The organism is Xanthomonas sp. SHU 199, from assembly GCF_000364665.1.
Classification (GTDB): domain Bacteria; phylum Pseudomonadota; class Gammaproteobacteria; order Xanthomonadales; family Xanthomonadaceae; genus Xanthomonas_A; species Xanthomonas_A sontii.
This window is the reverse complement of the sequence record NZ_AQOI01000763.1, coordinates 1-16330: the sequence shown is the minus strand read 5'-3', so window position 1 is coordinate 16330 and position 16330 is coordinate 1. Positions and strand designations below refer to the sequence as shown.

The 16330-nt window shown below is 69.0% G+C and carries 17 protein-coding genes; 3 read left to right on the top strand and 14 right to left on the bottom strand.

All coding sequences use genetic code 11. From position 1 onward, the window contains the following. On the bottom strand, positions 1–239 hold a 239-nt coding region (locus D183_RS28100; RefSeq protein ID WP_232757333.1), incomplete at its 3' end, for a hypothetical protein. A gap of 15 nt (positions 240–254) precedes the next feature. On the opposite strand from D183_RS28100, the gene D183_RS0121095 reads away from it, so the two are divergent. From D183_RS0121095 to D183_RS0121085, 3 genes are all read left to right on the top strand, one after another. Continuing rightward, the gene (locus D183_RS0121095) at positions 255–1367 is read left to right on the top strand and encodes an AI-2E family transporter (RefSeq protein WP_017910745.1); all 1113 of its coding nucleotides are present in this window, start codon (positions 255–257) and stop codon (positions 1365–1367) included. Between the two features lie 111 nt (positions 1368–1478). Beyond that, a complete protein-coding gene (locus D183_RS0121090) occupies positions 1479–2195 on the top strand; it encodes an HAD family hydrolase (RefSeq protein WP_017910744.1) in 717 nt (238 codons plus the stop codon). Positions 2196–2244: 49 nt separating this feature from the next. Then, complete coding sequence (locus tag D183_RS0121085) at positions 2245–3615, top strand: leucyl aminopeptidase family protein (RefSeq protein ID WP_017910743.1); 1371 nt, start codon at positions 2245–2247, stop codon at positions 3613–3615. 88 nt (positions 3616–3703) lie between these two features. Here D183_RS0121085 and D183_RS0121080 read toward each other — a convergent pair whose 3' ends face one another. The 13 genes from D183_RS0121080 to D183_RS0121020 all read right to left on the bottom strand — a co-directional run. Then, positions 3704–4366, bottom strand: a complete 663-nt coding sequence (locus tag D183_RS0121080) for an NYN domain-containing protein (RefSeq protein WP_026144719.1) — start codon at positions 4364–4366, stop codon at positions 3704–3706. 265 nt (positions 4367–4631) lie between these two features. Then, the gene (gene hglS, locus D183_RS0121075) at positions 4632–5993 is read right to left on the bottom strand and encodes a 2-oxoadipate dioxygenase/decarboxylase HglS (protein WP_017910741.1); all 1362 of its coding nucleotides are present in this window, start codon (positions 5991–5993) and stop codon (positions 4632–4634) included. Positions 5994–6384: 391 nt separating this feature from the next. Then, positions 6385–6975 carry a hypothetical protein gene (locus D183_RS0121070; protein WP_026144718.1) on the bottom strand — a complete coding sequence of 197 codons (591 nt, stop codon included), beginning with the start codon at positions 6973–6975 and terminating at the stop codon, positions 6385–6387. 160 nt (positions 6976–7135) lie between these two features. Then, positions 7136–7894, bottom strand: a complete 759-nt coding sequence (locus D183_RS0121065) for an HAD family hydrolase (RefSeq protein WP_039729194.1) — start codon at positions 7892–7894, stop codon at positions 7136–7138. 201 nt (positions 7895–8095) lie between these two features. Next, positions 8096–8473, bottom strand: coding sequence for a hypothetical protein (locus tag D183_RS0121060; protein WP_017910738.1), 378 nt, complete (start codon positions 8471–8473; stop codon positions 8096–8098). A 226-nt stretch (positions 8474–8699) separates the two neighbouring features. Beyond that, positions 8700–9089 (bottom strand): hypothetical protein, encoded by a 390-nt coding sequence (locus D183_RS0121055; protein ID WP_017910737.1) that lies wholly within the window; start codon positions 9087–9089, stop codon positions 8700–8702. A 79-nt stretch (positions 9090–9168) separates the two neighbouring features. Next, positions 9169–9366, bottom strand: a complete 198-nt coding sequence (locus tag D183_RS0121050) for a CPXCG motif-containing cysteine-rich protein (RefSeq protein ID WP_010340161.1) — start codon at positions 9364–9366, stop codon at positions 9169–9171. A gap of 29 nt (positions 9367–9395) precedes the next feature. After that, a complete protein-coding gene (locus D183_RS0121045) occupies positions 9396–10085 on the bottom strand; it encodes a M15 family metallopeptidase (protein ID WP_017910736.1) in 690 nt (229 codons plus the stop codon). Positions 10086–10281: 196 nt separating this feature from the next. Beyond that, positions 10282–11646: a peptidoglycan-binding domain-containing protein gene (locus D183_RS0121040; RefSeq protein WP_017910735.1), complete on the bottom strand. Its 1365-nt coding sequence runs from the start codon at positions 11644–11646 to the stop codon at positions 10282–10284. A 65-nt stretch (positions 11647–11711) separates the two neighbouring features. Further along, positions 11712–12017, bottom strand: a complete 306-nt coding sequence (locus D183_RS0121035; RefSeq protein ID WP_017910734.1) for a lysozyme inhibitor LprI family protein — start codon at positions 12015–12017, stop codon at positions 11712–11714. A 452-nt stretch (positions 12018–12469) separates the two neighbouring features. Continuing rightward, positions 12470–14377 (bottom strand): peptidoglycan-binding protein, encoded by a 1908-nt coding sequence (locus tag D183_RS0121030; protein ID WP_017910733.1) that lies wholly within the window; start codon positions 14375–14377, stop codon positions 12470–12472. Positions 14378–14531: 154 nt separating this feature from the next. Beyond that, entirely contained in the window at positions 14532–15314 is a 783-nt protein-coding gene (locus D183_RS0121025) for a hypothetical protein (RefSeq protein ID WP_017910732.1), read from the bottom strand. 384 nt (positions 15315–15698) lie between these two features. Next, positions 15699–16330 (bottom strand): hypothetical protein (locus D183_RS0121020; protein ID WP_017910731.1); only part of this gene is annotated, 632 nt, incomplete at its 5' end.

Genomic DNA, 16330 nt, shown 5'->3' with positions numbered 1-16330 from the left:
GGCCGCCGATGGCCTCGCGCCCCGGGCAACCAGCCGCGGCCGAAGCGGCGACCGACCTGTCCGAGCGCCAGGGCCAGGACTGACGTTCCTGGGATCCGCGCGTGGCTGGCCTGGGCCGCCACGCCGCGCGCACGCGGCGGCCACGCCGCCTTGATATCGCGCCGGCCACGATCCGGCCTACACTTCGCTTCCTTTTCGACGCCGTTCGGCGCGTGCACTGCGGCGCGCGCCGCGGCCACCGCATCGCAGGTCCGATGAGCACAGTTCCCGATCCCGCGGTCGTCGCCGACGACGCCCCGCACGGCCCCCTGCCGCCGCCGCCCGCTCCGCGCCCGCGCGGACCGGTCTCGCTGGTGGTGCTGGCCACCCTGGCAGTCTGCTACACGCTGTGGGCCGCGCAGGACGTGATCCTGCCGATCCTGCTCGCCGCCTTCTTCGCCCTGGTCGGCAACCCGATCCTGCGCATGCTGCAACGGCTGTACCTGCCGCGCTTCCTGGCCGCGCTGCTGGTGCTGTTATCGGGCATGGCGGTGGCGACGACGCTGACCGTGCAACTGGCCGGCCCCGCCGCCGAGTGGGCGCAGCAGGCCCCGGCGCAGCTGCGCCACCTCGCCACCCAGGTGCGCGACCTGACCAAGCCGATGCAGCAGGCCAACCAGGCCGCGGAAAACTTCGCGCGTGCCGCCGGTGGCGAGAGCGGGCGCCGCGTGCAGGTGATCCGCACGCAGATGGACGACCCGTACAAGGCACTGGTGCGGACCCCGCGGGTGGCCGCCTCGGCGCTGGCGGTGGTGTTGCTGACGTTCTTCTTCATGGTGTTCGGCGAGAACCTGCAGCGCCATGCGATCGCGCTGCTGCCAAGCCGCCAGCAACAGAAATTCACTACCGAGATCCTGCGCTCGATCGAACGCGAGGTCTCGCGCTACGTCCTGACCATCACCGTGATCAATACGCTGGTCGGCCTGATCTTCGCCGGCATTCTGATCCTGCTGGGCATTCCGCCACAGGAAGCGCTGCTGTGGGGCACGGTGGTGGCGCTGCTGAATTTCGCGCCCTACGTGGGGCCGCTGATCGGCGCGGTGCTGATGCTGCTGATGGGCTTCGTCGCCTTCCGCGAACCGCTGAGCGCGGCGCTGCCGGCGATCCTGTACCTGGCGCTGCACACCCTGGAAGGCCAGGTGGTGACGCCGATCGTGCTCGGCCGGCGCATGGCGATCTCGCCGCTGATGCTGATCCTGGCGCTGATGCTGTTCGGCTGGCTGTGGGGCATGATCGGCCTGCTGCTGGCGGTGCCGCTGCTGGTGTGCATCAAGATGGTGCTGGCGCGGGTCGAAGGCATGCAGCGTTGGGCGCGGCTGCTTGAGTGAAACGGGATTGGGGAGTCGGGATTGGGGATTGGCGGAAGCGCGCGGGTACTGTCTACCGGGCACGGCCATCGTAGGCCTCGGCGCTTGGCGTAAAATGCGCCGGTGACTTCCATGCCCTCCTTCCCCGTCCGCGCGATCACGCTGGATCTGGACGACACCCTGTGGCCGTTCGCACCGATCGGCGCGCGCATCGAGCAGGTGCTGCACGACTGGCTGCTGCAGCACAGCCCGGCCACCGCCGCGCGCTTCCCGGTCGCGGCGATGCGGCAGCTGCGCGAAGCGGTGTTCGCCGCGCATCCGCACCTGCACCACGACCTCAGCGAACTGCGTCGGCTGACCCTGCGCCGTGCGCTGCAGGACAGCGGCGCCGATGAAGCGTTGCTGGAACCTGCGTATGCGGTGTTCCATGCCGCGCGCAATCAGGTGGAGTGCTACCCGGACAGCATCGCCGCGCTGGAGCGCATCGCCGCGCGCGTGCCGGTGGTGGCGCTGAGCAACGGCAATGCCGACCTCGCCACGATCGGCCTGGACCACCATTTCGCCTTCCAGCTCAGTGCCCGCGAACACGGCGCGGCCAAGCCGGACCCGGGCATCTTCCGCGCCGCCTGCGCGCGCCTGGGCCTGCCCTGCGCACAGGTGCTGCACGTGGGCGACCATATCGAGATCGACGTGGTCGGTGCGATGCAGGCCGGCCTGCGCGGTTGCTGGATCAACCGCGAGGCGCAGGCCTGGCATCCGCCGACCCCACCCGATCTGCACTTCGACACCCTCACCGGCCTGGCCGACTGGCTGGACGCGACCCAGCCGGCCGACGCGGCGCGCGCCTGATCCGCGCCCTCTCGCCCACCGGTCTTCTCCCTCTTTCAAGGATCCGCTGATGTCCCTGCCGACCGGCTTCACCGACGCCTCCACCCATGCGCTGCCGCTGTACGTGCTCGACCGCGAGCACCTGGCCGAATGGCGCGCGGCGCAATCGCCGGCGTGGGTGGCGTGGATGGACACCCAGCAGTTCATGGCCGCGCCGGGCAGCGTGCTGCTGCTGCCGGGCGCCGACGGCGTGGCCGCGGCGGTGCTGGGTGTCGGCGATCGCGGCGATGCGTATGCCTATGCGCATGCGCCATTCGCGTTGCCGGCCGGCAGCACCTGGCGGGTGGAAACGGCACTGGACGCGGACACGCTGGCGACCCTGCACCTGGGCTGGGGCCTGGGCAGCTACCGCTTCGCCCGCTACAAGCAACCGCCGCGGCTGCCGGCACAGTTGCTGGCCACGCCGCAGGCCGAAGTGTGCGACCTGATCGCGGCCAGCCTGCGCGTGCGCGACTGGGTCAACACGCCGACCGAACACATGGGGCCGGAGCAACTGGAAGAGGCCGCACGCGCGATCGCGCAGGAACACGGCGCGCAGTTCGAGAGCATCGTCGGCGACGCGCTGCTGGAGCAGAACTTCCCGGCGATCCACGCGGTCGGCCGCGCCTCGCACCGCGCGCCGCGCCTGCTGGTGCTGCGCTGGGGCGAAGAGGCGCATCCGCACGTGGCGCTGGTCGGCAAGGGCGTGTGCTTCGACACCGGCGGTCTGGACCTGAAGCCGGCCGACGGCATGCGCAACATGAAGAAGGACATGGGCGGCGCCGCACACGCGCTGGCGCTGGCCGGGCTGGTGATGGCGCAGCGCCTGCCGCTGCGGCTGACCGTGCTGCTGCCGGCGGTGGAAAACGCGGTCGGCCCAAATGCGTTTCGCCCGGGCGAGGTGATCGCCACCCGTCAGGGCACCAGCGTGGAGATCGACAACACCGACGCCGAAGGCCGCCTGGTGCTGTGCGATGCGCTGGCCTACGCCGGCGAGCAGCGCCCCGACGCGATCCTGGATTTCGCCACCCTGACCGGCGCGGCGCGCATCGCCCTGGGTCCGGATCTGCCGGCACTGTTCTGCAACGACGACACGCTGGCGCAGGCCTGGATCGCCGCCGGCGAGCGCACCCGCGACCCGGTCTGGCGCATGCCGCTGTGGCGTCCTTACCTGCGCTATCTCACCAGCTCGGTCGCCGACCTGGCCAACGCCGGCTCGCGCATGGCCGGCGCGGTCACCGCCGCCCTGTATCTGGAGCGTTTCGTGCCGGCGCGACAGGCCTGGGCGCACCTGGACGTGTACGCCTGGAACGACAGCGACCGCCCCGGCCGCCCAGCGGGTGGCGAAGCGCTGGCGCTGCGTTCGGCGTATGCCATGCTGAAGGCGCGTTACGCGGGGTAAATCCGGCAGGAGCGCGGCGCGCGCACCTGGATCTTGTCGAGCACGGCACCTCGCGCCATTCGTTTCGAATTCCGAGGCGCGGAACCGGTCATGCCGCCAGCGCGTCCATCAGAGATTTAGCTGTCGACACAATCATAAGATCTGCGTTCTCGACCACATCCTCTTTTGTTCCATGGCCGAGACTGAACAAATAGAGTTGCGCGCCTTCCCGACGCGCAAACTTCATTGCAGGAATGAAGTCACTGTCTGCCGTGACAAGTACGATGACTTCCACATGCTTTTTTAGAGTCAAGGCAGCGATATCCATGCCGATACGCATGTCCACGCCTTTTTGCTTGATGACCGGTTTCAGGTCCGAGCTTTTCAGCTTCAACGTGTCAGACCCGGCATCGTAGTTCCCCGCGCTCTTCAGCGACTTGAACTTTGCCATCCAACCATCGTGGCTGCATTCGCCCTGACGAAGCGCAAAATGGGGAAGCTTGGCAACATCCCTCACCAAGGCCACGTTGGATTGGAACACAGGCGTCTTGTCGTACTCGATGACCTCGCCAGTGACAGGCTGCTCAACCGATCTTCCAAGTGGCGCAGCGTCGTAGTAGTAGACGCGATGCAGAAGGCAATCCTGAAGGCATTCGTGCTTGCGAATTGCCTCTACAAGTTGCTGTATGCGGTTGGCGGAAACTTCACCGCTCGACTTCAATTTTCTTTTGACGAATCCCGCATCCAGCAGGACGGCAAAGCGCCGATGCATGCCCATCTCCCTAGGCAATAAGGTGGCCGGATGCAGGTGGGGGGCAAGCCCCGCTTATATGTCACCTGCAAACGGCCGGTTTTCGGTTCAAATACTGATACCAATCGACGGTACCGTCAAGTGAAACCCTTACCAGTGACGCCGGCAGTTTCAAATCAGGCGACATCATTGGTGGTGCAACCAAACCTCGGACATCCAGAGACAAGTAGCCACGACGTCGGACATCGTCCTTGTCTTACCGCCGTTGACAACAGGAACACAGCTGTCAACCCGCCAACGCCTCCAGCGAATCGCGCTCGATACCGGCGTAGATGGCGAACTCGTCGTGCACAGTCGCGCCCAGCGCCTGCTCGAACGCGGCACGGTTGGCGTGCGCGGCGTAGGCGCGCTGTTCGCCGCCGCCGAGGTTGGACTGGAAGATGCCGGCGGCGCTGACCGGCAGGAAGTCCTCGTAGACGATCGGGTCGGCGCTGGCCAGGCCGTCGGCGATCAGCGCTTCGGCCGGCTTGCCGGCCAGGGCCGCAGCGCCGGCGGCGCGACCGGCATCGGTGAGGGCGTAGCGGAAATAGCCAAGGCCCTCGCGACGCAGAGTGGCGTAGTCGTCGGGGAAGTCGGCGAAGGCGGCCTGCAGGCGCGTGGCGTAGTCGGCACCGGCGCTGCCGTCGGCGGCGCGTGCGCGTTCCAGCAACGCGTCGTACAGCGCGCGGCCCTTCGGCGTCAGGGCCAGGCCGCGCTGCTCGATCTCGCCGAACCGCGCAGTGTGGGTGCCGGCCTCGGCGCCGTCCGCGCCGGCGGGGAAGCGCACGGTTTCCTCCAGTGCCTTGAAGCTGGTCTGGCGCAGCAGGATCGGGCAGGCGCGACGCGGCGGGCCTTCGATCACCGCCTTGGCGTCGATACCCCGGCGCAGCATCTCCGCCTGCGCCGCGTCGATGTCCAGGGTGCGTGGGGTCAGGTGGTTGATGTGCGGGCCATGGAAGCTGACCACGTCGGCGATCAACTTGTGCGCCTCGCTCAGCGCGCGGTAGGTCGGCAGGCTCACGGTCGCGTCGCTGTGCCAGCGGAAGGTTTCCAGCGCCTCGGCAACGAAGCGCTGCGCGTCGGCGTCGGCCAGGCCGCCGTCGCGTTCGCATTGCGCGATCAGCGCGAGCGCGCCGTCGGTGAAGATGCGCCGCTTGGCGAGGATCTGCGCCGCCTGCTCGCGCAGCGCCGGGTCCTCGATCAGCTCCAGCCGCAGCAGCGAGGTGAACACGCGGAACGGATTGCGCGCCAGCGCCGCCGCCTCCAGCGGGCGGAACGCGGTGGAGTGCACCGGCACGCCGGCCACCGACAGGTCGTAATAACCGACCGGCGCCATGCCCATCACCGCGAACAGGCGGCGCAGCGTGGCCAGTTCCTCGGCGGAGCCGACGCGGATCGCGCCGTGCCGTTCCTGGTCCAGGCGCGCGCGTTCGTCGTTGCGCTGCAGCTGCGCCTCCAGCGCCGGGTCCGCGGCCAGGGTCTGCGCGTTGACCTGCGCCACCAGCTCCATCAGCGTGCCGTACAGCGGCACCTCGGTGCGGTACATGTCGGACATGGCCTGCGCGAACAGGCTGCGGATAGCGTCGGGCGAAACGAAGGCGTTGGTCATCGGGCGGTCCGGAGCGGCGGTGGCGCCGGCAGCAGGACCGGCAGAACGCCTATTCTCGCGCCGCGGCGGCGGCGCGGCCAGTGTGGAGGAATGGGCGGCGCGTACCGGTGCGGCACGCGAGTGGCCGGCACCGCTGTCTCCTTCTCCTGCCGGGAGAAGGTGCCCCGCTGGGGCGGATGAGGATCCGGGCGCAGCCTTGTGCACCCAAACTGCCTGGGGCGCTGCGCGCCCCGACCCTCACCCCAACCCCTCTCCCGGGGGGAGAGGGGCTTGTGTGTGCTGACGTTGGTGCATACCGGTGCCTGCATGCCGTGCAGGGCCACGGGAGGTTCGCGCAACGACATGGGCGAACGTGCAGGCGGCCGCTCTGTGTCGTTGTGCTCCCCCGCGCTTATTGCGTGCGCTTGGATCCGTCCTGGGGCTGTGCCGCGGCGCGGTCGCGGGCTGCGCGGTCGCCCAGTTGCCGGCGCAGCAGCGCGTCCAGCACGATCGGCCGGTCCCAGTGGTCGTAGCTGGCGACGATGGCATGGCGCAGCGCGCGGTAGGCCAGCGAGCCGGGCGGCGCGTCCATGTCGCTCGCCACCGCCGCCCAGCCGGCCGGAATGCCGGCCGCGGTGCGGGCGCGCACCACCTCGCGGTAAGGCCGTCCCGCGGCCTTGGCCAGGAACGCGGCGACATAGACATCGCGCGGCGGCCAGCGCCGATCGCGCAGCAGCACCTCGGCATAGCCACGCGGCATCTGCGCGTAGCGCACGACCTCGTCGAGGAAACTGTCGGGGTAGCGCGCGGCGTAGCGGTCGATGTCCAGCAACTGCCGATCGATCCAGGCATCGTCGGTGCCGGGCACCTCGACCGGTGCCGCATCCCCGCCCTCTGAGGCAGGGGCGCGCGCGGGCACCGCCGCCCCCTGCGCCATGGCCGGGCCGGCAGCCAACAGGGCAGCGCACAGGAACAGACCGGCAGGAGACGGAAGCGGAGGCATGCGTCGATTCTGCCGGAGGCAGTGGGCGCTGTCAGTGCGGCAAGGCAAGACGACAGCCGGCGGGTACGCATAGCGCAGGCTCAGCGGTGTCGCGGCTGAAACCCCTCCTGCGCGACAAGGCCAGAGGCCGGTACACCACGCCGCCTGACGCGGCAGCGGCTCAGCCCCGCTGCAGGCTCGCTGCATGCCGGTTGAGATCGGCCACCGCCTGCGGCCAGTCCGCGGCCGCGGCCACTTCGCGCAGGCGCGGTTCGTCGGCCGACAGCCCGTGCTCGGCCTCGTGCGCCCAGGTGGTGGTGTACGGCGTATGGATGCCCCAGCCGCCGAGCGCGATCACCGGCTCCACGTCCGAGCGCAGCGAGTTGCCGATCATCACGAAGCGCTCGGCGCCGATACCGAACTCGGACAGCACCTTGGCGTAGGTCTTGGGATCCTTCTCCGACACCACCTCGATACGCGGGAACAGCTCGCCCAGGCCGGACTGCGCGATCTTGGCTTCCTGATGGAACAGGTCGCCCTTGGTGATCAGCACGATCTCGAACTCGGCGGCGATCGCCGCCACCGCCTCGCGCACGCCGGCGATCACCTCCACCGGATGCTGCAGGGTGGCGCGGCCGATCTCGACGATGCGCCCGATGTCGTGCGCGGAAATGCGCGCCTCGGTCAGCTCGATCGCCGCCTCGATCATCGACAGGGTCATGCCCTTCACGCCATACCCGAAGACCTTGAGATTGCGACGCTCCACCGCCAGCAGATGCTGCAGGGTGCCGGCATCCTGCAGGTCCAGGTACTGGCCAAGGATGGCTTCGAACGCGGCCTCGGCGTCGCGGTAATAGTCCTCGCTCTTCCACAGGGTGTCGTCGCCGTCGAAGCCGACCAGGGCGATGGGAGAGGAACGCAAAGCGGTAGGTGTCGGCATCATCCGCCAAGCATAGCAGCGGGTCGCCGACCAATAGACGACAGGCACTGCCCTGACGCACAACGCACGACGGCGGCCCAAGGCCGCCGTCGTGGTGAAGCGTCAGCGTGCACCACGAGGCTCGTGGTGCACCAGGGTCGGCCCCGGCCAGGCGACGCGCGTCCTCATCGCCGCGCGACCGCCGTGCCGGTACCGCTCCCGTTACTGGCCGCCGTTGCTGTCGCTGCCGGTCGCCGCGCCGCCCTGCTGCTTGGCGACGTAGGCCTTGTACTCGTCCGGGGTCAGCTTGCCGTCGTGGTTGGCGTCGGCCTGCGCGAAGATCTGGCTGAGGCCGGCGTTGACCTGCGCCTCCTGCTTGCTGATGGCGCCGTCCTTGTCGGCGTCCACGTCGGCCCAGGTCTGGGCGCCGCCGGAGGCCGCGCCGGCCTGCCCGCTCTGGCCCGTGGCGCTGGTGGACGACTGCGTCTGCGCCTGCGCGGCGGCATCGGCCTGCGCGTCCTGGGCGAACGCCGGCAGGGCCAGCGCGGCGGCGAGAAGGGCGGCGGTACCGATCAGCGGGGTGCGGGTGCGAATGTTCATGGGTGGATTCTCCTTGGCTCTCTCGGTGTGGCATGTCCGGTCGATTCCGGAACACGGCGCTACCGTGCCGGTCTCAGACTGAATCCATTCCCTGTCGAAATTCGCCGCAAAACACTTCGTTAACCACGGCGTCCGCGCGGCACGTTACCGCGCTGGTTAGGGATCGGTGAGCACGCGGTAAGGCGACCATTCGAGACGTTTGGATTGCAGAAAGAAAACGTCTGTTTCAGCGTGTTTCGTGACCGCCGTCGCCGGCGTTTTCGCTTGAACGCGCCCTGAATACGACCCACGCCAGGGCCACGCCGGAGAGGGCGCCGGCCACTTCCAGCACCACCCGCGAACCCAGTTCGTCCGGATCGTGGATACTGGCCAGGGCGATGCGCGCGTACAGCGGCGACTCCAGGCGCACGATGCTGGTGTAGAACAGGTTCCAGCAATCGATGCCAGCCGCCACCGCCACCGCGATCAGGCAGGCGCCGCCGAGTTGCTGGCCCTCGGACCAGCCCAGCCGCCGGCCCAGCCATTGCCACAGCGCATACACCAGGAAGCCGACCGCCAAGGCGATCAGCCCGGCTTCCAGCGAGCCCAGCAGGCCGAAATGCAGCGGCAGGTTCATCGGGTGTCCTCGGTCGGCAAGGCCGCAAGTCTAGAGGGTGTCGCGCATCGGCGTACGAGGCACCGCGCCGGCGCGCGGATCAACTGGCGTTTTCGGCGATCGCGCTCACCACCGGCGCGCCGTCCTCGTCCCAGCGCACCGTCATCAGCATCGGCTTGCAGCACACCTGGCAGTCCTCCACGTACTGCTGCACGTCCACCGACGGATCCAGGGCGACGTCGATCCATTCGCCGCAGTAAGGGCATTGCAGGTCGACGAACTGGTGCGTGCCGGTCATGGGTGGTCCGTGGCGAAGGCGAGGAGGCGCTAGCGCACCGGCACGTCGAAGGCGACGCCGGGGCTGGGCTCGGGCTGGAAGGTGTAGTGCCACCATTCCATCGGGTAGTTGACGAAGCCGCGCGCGGCCATCGCCTTCAGGAGCTGCTGGCGCTGCCCGCGCTGGGTGTCGTCGATGGCCGGCGTGTCGGTGTGCGCGCTGGGGTCGAAGAAGTCGAAGCCGGTGCCCATGTCCACTGCGCGGCAAGCGCCGTGGCGGCAGTCCAGCAGACCCAGATCGACGGTGGCGCCACGACTGTGGCCGGAGTGTTCGGCGATGTAGTCGCCGAGCAGCACGCCCTTGTCGAGCTTGGGGTAGTAGCGCGCCTTGGCGACCTGATCCTGCGGATCGCGCGCCCAGGCGACGAAGGCGCGGACCGAGCGCTGCGGCCGATAGCAGTCGAACACCTGCAGGCGGTAGCCCTTGGCCTGCAGGTCGCGTTGCACCTGCGCCAAGGCTTTCGCGGCCGGCGCCAGCAGATAGCACTTGGGTGCGTCGTAGCCGGGCACCGGGCGACCGGTGAAGTTGTCGTGGCCGGCGTAGCGGATGTCCATCGCGATGTCCGGCGCCAGCGTGTGCACGTCGACCAGTCCCGCCTGTTCCGGCGTGGTCGCCGGTGAGGTGGTCGGTTCCACCGCGAACGTAGCAGGCACGACGGCGAACGCGAGCGTCAGGCCCACTGCGCGCAGCGCGCCAGCCCGGCGCCCGGGGCGCGACGGAGAAGGATGGCGGCAGAAGCGTTCATGCGGCATGTGTGCAGCATAGGCCATGGCCGCGGCCGCTGTCCTGCCGCGCGCCTGCAACGACGCGCGATGCGAGCTGCGCAAGGCAGGGCGGCCAGCGGCGCGTGCCGATGACCGCCCTGCGCGGGACGACTCAGCGCCCGGGGGCTTGCGACTGGGTCTGGGTGCGCTGCTGGTCCTGCACCTGCCGCTCCTGCGCCTGGCGCTGGGTCTCGGCCGCCAGTTGCTGGTGGCTCTGCTCCAGCGGCACGGTCGCCGCCTGCTGACGATCGACATACGCGCGATGCACGTCGTGCGCGTTCTCCGGATTGCGCTGCACCGCGATCATGCCGCGGCCATCGGTGCTGGCGACCAGGTCGTCGATGCGCGACATGCCGCTGACCTTGGCCTCGAACGCCAACTGCCCGGCCGCACGCTGCATGGACTCGCGGTCGCCGTAGCCACCGTTGCGCCCCTGCTTTTCCAGCTGCGCGACCGCCTGGTCGAACAGCGGACTGTCGCGCCGCAGTTGCTCCACGCCCTGCTGCCGCTGCACGCTGCGGTCGATCGCGCCCAGCGTCTCCGGGCCGGCCTTGCCGTCCACGCCCTTCAGGTGCTGGTCCTGCTGGAACTTCTCCACCGCCGCTTCGGTCTTCGGGCCGTAGGTGCCGATCGCATCCTTGGCCTCCAGGTAGCCGAGCGTGGCCAGTTTCTCCTGCAGGCCCTTCACCGCCTCGCCCTGCGCATTGCGCGCCAGCACGCCGTTGTGCGCGGCCGGCTCGCGATGGCCGTCGTGCGGCTTCGGCGCGGTGTGCCCGTCGCGCTGCTCGCCGGCCTTGGCCACGGTCTTGCCGAGGTCGGCCAGCTTGAGCAGGTCGGCCTTCTCGTTCTCGGCGCGGTTCTCCAGCGAGTCCAGGGTCTTCTGCTTGTGCACGCGCGGGAACAGCTCCTTGACGTGCTCGGCCTTGTAGTCCTGCACCGCGCTGACGATCTCCTTGTCGGAAATCTTGGACAGATCCGCCTGCTTGCCGAACTTCTCTTCCATGGCGCGCAGGAACACGCCGGACCCGCCCGGCTTCTTGTCGCTGCCCGGACCGTACTGGACCGCGGTGCTCCACATCGCGTCCTGCACCGCCGGGCCGCGGTCGGACAGGTCCATGCCCTTGTCCTTGAGTCGGTCGACCAGTTTGTCGAAGTGGGTGCGCTTGATGTAGTCGTGCTGTTCCTGGCCGAAGCCGGGGTCGGTCTTGGCCAGTTCCTTCCATTTGGCGCTGAACGCGTCCGAACCCGGCTTGAGGCCGGCGAAGTCGTCGCTGTACTTGCTGTCCTTGACGAACGCGGCGACGGTGCCGCCGTTGATGACCTTGCCCTCACGGGTCGTCGTCTGCGAGGTCATCTGGTACGAGCCGTAGGACACGCCGCCCGGATCGTCGACGCCGGAGGACACGGTCGACGCGCCGCGGCCGCCGGTCTCGTAGTGTTTGGAGGTCTGGCCCAGTTCCCAATCCTTGTCGCTCATCGCGTTCTCCTTGGCAGGACGCGCGGCGTGGAAAGCGCCGCGCGTCGGGTTCGATACAGGGGTGGTCAGTGCGCTTCGAGTTCGTCGGCGCGGTGCGCGGTCATTTCCAGCCGGCATTCGGCCGCATCCACGCGCTCGGCCTGGCCGCCGTCCGGATCGGCGACGCACTTCTCGTCGCGCTCGGCGATCCACTTGCGCTGCCGCTCGCGCAGCGCGTGCTGCTCGGCCTCGCTCAGTTTGGCCATCGCCGCCTTGTAGGCGGTGTTGAGGCGCTGGTCCTGGTAAGCGTGTTCGTCGGAAATGCAGTCCAGCATCGCCGGGGTCGCGCCGCCGGCGGCGGTGATGCAGGTGTCGTAGGACGGTCGCAGCACGGGGGAATCTCCTGAAGCGGTGGAAGGGGTGGGCGCCGCAGCCGCTGCAGCCGGCGTGGCCGCGCCCGCATCGGCCTGAGTACCGGCATCGTGCGCGGCGGCCGCAGTGTCCGCCGCCGGAGCGGCCGGTGCCTGCGTCTGGCTGGGGGTGGAAGACGGCGCGCTGCACGCGGCGGCGGCCACGCACAACAGCAGCAGGGAAGAGTGTTGGAACGCCTTGGCGATGGCCATGGTCGGGTTGCGTCCTTGTCGTTTGCGCGAGCGGGAAGGCGAGGTTCTAATCGATCGTCGTGCACCCTGTCCATCGCGCGCCGCGATGGCAGGCGATCGTGTTTGGCCGGCGTTGGGCAATGTCGCGCCGGCGCATGCGCGGCGGTCTTGCGCAGCGCTTGACATCGCCACGCACGACCACCGCCGCGCAACGCGCGACGGCGGCGTTGCCGCGAGACCGATCAGCGCGGCGCCTGGGTCTTCTCGCGCTGCGGATCCGGCTGCTGCTGCTCTTGCGCCTGCCGCTGGGTTTCGGCGGCCAGCTGCTGCTGGCTGCGCTCCAGCGGCACCGCCGCGGCCTGCTGCCTGTCCACGTAGGCACGATTGACGTCGTGCGGATTGTCGGGATTGCGCTGCACGGCGATCAGGCCGCGGCGGTCGCCGCTGAGCACCAGGTCGTCGATGCGGTTCATGCCGCTGACCTTGGCCTCGAACGCGACCTGGCCGGCGGCGCGCTGCATCTCTTCGGCGCTCTTGAAGCCGCCGTTGGGTCCCTGCTTCTGCAGGTGGTCCATGGCCTGCTTGTACAGCGGGTTGTCGGCCAGCGCCGCAGCCTCCGCCTTGGCCGGCGCGGGCTGCTTGGCGATCGCCTCCAGGGTCGCCTTGTCGGCGATGCCGGTCGGCGCCAGGCCCTTCTCGCGCTGCAGGTTGGCGACCACCTGCTGGGTGCGCTCGCCGTAGTAGCCGGTACCGCTGAGCAGCTTGCCCTGGTCGTCCTTGACGCCCAGTTCGATCAGGCGCTGCTGCATCGCCTTGACGTCGGCGCCCTGCTCGCCCGGCTTCAGCGCCGTGCGCGGCTCCTGCGCGCCCTGCGTCTGCGCCTGGGTCTGCTGGCGGTCCTGCAGCAGGTCGCGGCCCTTGGCCAGCGGATCGGAGGCGAACAGCTTGGCGTTCTGATGCGTGGCCAGATAGTCGTCCAGCGGCATGGTGTTGACGCCCTTGCTGCCGGTGGACTGGCTGACCAGCAGTTCGCCGCTCTTGGGATCGCGCACGACCATCATGATGTGGTCGATGCCCTTCCAGTGCTCGTGCGCGGTCTTGCCCGAATCCACGCCGATGACCATGCCTTCCTTCAGCGCGCCGGGCTTGAACACATCCTTGCCCTCCAGCAGCACGCCGGAGCTGTCGTAGGCCTTCTTGACGATCTCGCCGGAGCCGGTCATGCCCTGCACCAGCATGTCCTTCTGGGTGAACACGTCGCGACCGGCCTTGCGGTTGATCTCGTTCATCGTCGCGTTCTGCAGCTCGGTGACCCAGCCGGAACAGTCGATGTAGCCCTGCGACAGATGCTTGCCGTCCACGCCGGGGTGGTAGTACTTGCTGCTCTTGACGTTGATCGCGTACTTGACGTCGTCGTGCTTGACACCCAGGTCGTAGGCGGCGGTCAGGGCGATGCCGTCATGGCCGCCCTGCTTGCCGCCGGCCGGTGCCGGCGTGCGCGCGGGCGCCTGGGCGGCCTGGCCCTCGGCGATCGGCTTGATGCCCTTTTCCGGGATCGCGATGTGGTCGTACTTGGCGTCCCAGTACTTCACGAAGGCCTTGGCCATGTCCTGGTCGGACAGCTTCTTGAAGTCGGCCAGCGAGGTGCCGGTGTAGGCCTGGAACTGGCGCGCGCCCTGCGCATCCTTTTCGCCGGGGACGTTGTTGAGGATGTTGGCGCGGGTGCCCTTCAGCTCGAAGTGGCCGGTGGCGATCGCGGCCTGGATCGAGCGATAGCCGCCGGCGCCCTGCTGGTGCGCCATGTACATGTCCAGGCCGTCGGGCTGCGCCTTGCCGGACAGGTAGGCGCGGCCGTCGCGCTCGTGCTGGCGGGTCAGGCTGTTGCGATTGTCCTGGTACATGCGCGCGGCGGCATCGGTGTTGGCCACCGCGTCGAGCTCGCGACCGCGGATGCCGTAGGCGCTGGCGGCGCCGGGCGTGAACTGGAACAGGCCCTTGGCGCTGTTGGGACCGCGGCTGGCCTGCTCGTCGAAGCGGCCGCCGGTTTCGATGTAGGCGAAACGCATGAAATCGTCGACCGGAATCTGCCGCTGCCTGGCTTCCCGCTCGATGATGTCGAGATTCTCTGCCTTGCTGGTATCGCGTGCCATCTCGTGTAACTCCTTGAGGTTGAGGTACGGCCATCGCGGCCGCCTGGGTCAACCGAGCTCGTCCATGAGCTTGTTAGTGCGCGGTCAACAGAACGATTGCGTACTGCGGAACATCGGGTGCTGCGTCACCGGCGCGCCGCCGCGCGCCGTGGAGTCATGCGACGGGCGTCGGCTGATACTGGCCGCTGTCCGGGTCGTAGGCGTACTGCAGGACGTCGCTGCCATCGAGCAGGCGCGCGCGGCCGGGACCGGCGATCGCGGTGCCGTGCAGCGCCACCCGCAGCGCCGGCATGTGCTGGCCGGGCACCGCCTGGAATTCCAGAGCGCCGGTGCTGGACACGTGCGGCACCACGCCGTCCGGGTCGCTGGCCGCCTCGTTGTCCTCGCCGGCCGCCACCGTGCCGCAGTAGACCCAGCTGCGGTAATCGCCGAGATCGTGCCGGTTCGGATCGAACACGAACATGGCGAAACCGGCTTCGGTGATGCCGTTTTCGAAGCGGGTGGTCGGCACGGCCAGCAGCAACCGGCCATCGCCCAGCGCATGCTGCTGCGGCGCGCGGGTGGTATCGAACGCATCGGCGCGCGCGTAGGCGCCGAAGCTGCCGACGTAACGCTGCGCATGCAGCACCATCCACGGCCGCTCGCCGCCCGGGGTGGTCAGCTGGAAGGTAGCGGCACCGAGCGAGACGCCCTCGCCGGGGTTCGGGAAGGTTTCCGCATCGTCGATGCCGTACCGGCCCGGCGTGGCGTAGCTGAAACCGGTGTAGTACTGCTTGCCGTCCAGCTCGAAATGCCGGCCGCCCCAGAAATTCACCACGGCACCGTTGTCGATCTCGTAGGACACGGCGCCATCGCCGTCCCAGCCGTAGATCAGGTACAGCACGCTGCCCGCATCGGGTGGCACTTCGGGAGCGGCGCGCTTGTTGTCGTTCGACATGTCCAGAACATCCTGTATTCGGTGAAGAAGCCGGAAGAACCCACCTGCACATTCCGATGCGCCCCGCTACCGCGGCCGACGTGACGCAGGAGGCGCACGACGCGGACGCGGCGCGCTGCACGGAGAGCACACTCCCCGCAGGCGCAGCTTCGGACGGAACAAGGTGACGTGCACGCCGGCCCCGAGCAGGGGCGGTGATGGCGGTCGCGCATGGCGAACCGCACGCCGGCAATCCACGCCGGCATTTCGGGCGAGTGCAGCATCCCATGCCGCTCGCGAATGACTCGCCTGATCATCAGGCCCCGTGGGGCGCATCTTAAACCAGGTCCCGCGCCCGAAACCACCGCTGCCGCGCGCGCCGCGTCGCCTCCCCGCGCCGTCCGTTCAGCGGTCCAGCGACGGGGTGTAGTGCTGCTTGGCGGAGTCGTAGGTGTAGGTGACGGCGTCGGCCGGGCCCAGCGTGCGCACCTTGCCCGGCCCTTCCACCACCGTGCCCTGCAGGGCGATCCGCAGCGACGGCACATTGCCGCTGGCCGGCGGCACGAAGCTCAGCGTGCCGGTGCTGGTGGCGCACTTCATGGTGCCCTGGTCGTCGCAGGCGGCGCTGTTGTCCTCGCCGGCGGCGACCGTGCCCAGGTAGATCCAGCCCTTGTAGTCGCCCAGGTCGTTCTTGTTCGGGTCGAAGGTGAACACCGCGAAGCCGGCACTGGTGATGCCGTCGGCGAAACGGGTGGTCGGCAGCGCCAGCAGCAGGTGGCCATCCTTGGTCTCGGTGCTCTGCGGCTTGCGCTGCTCGTCCAGAGTGTCGGCCTTGCCGTCGGAGCCGAAGTCGCCGGCCCAGCGCTGCGCGTGGAACAGGGTCCAGGCCGGCTTGCCGCCGGCGCTGTCGAGCACGTAAGTGGCCTGGCTGATGCTGACGGTCGCGGCCGGGTCGGGCAGGTCCTGGTCGCCGGCCGGGTCCCCGGGCTTGTCGTACTTGCCGCCGGTGGCATTGGCGAACCCGGTGTAGTACTGCT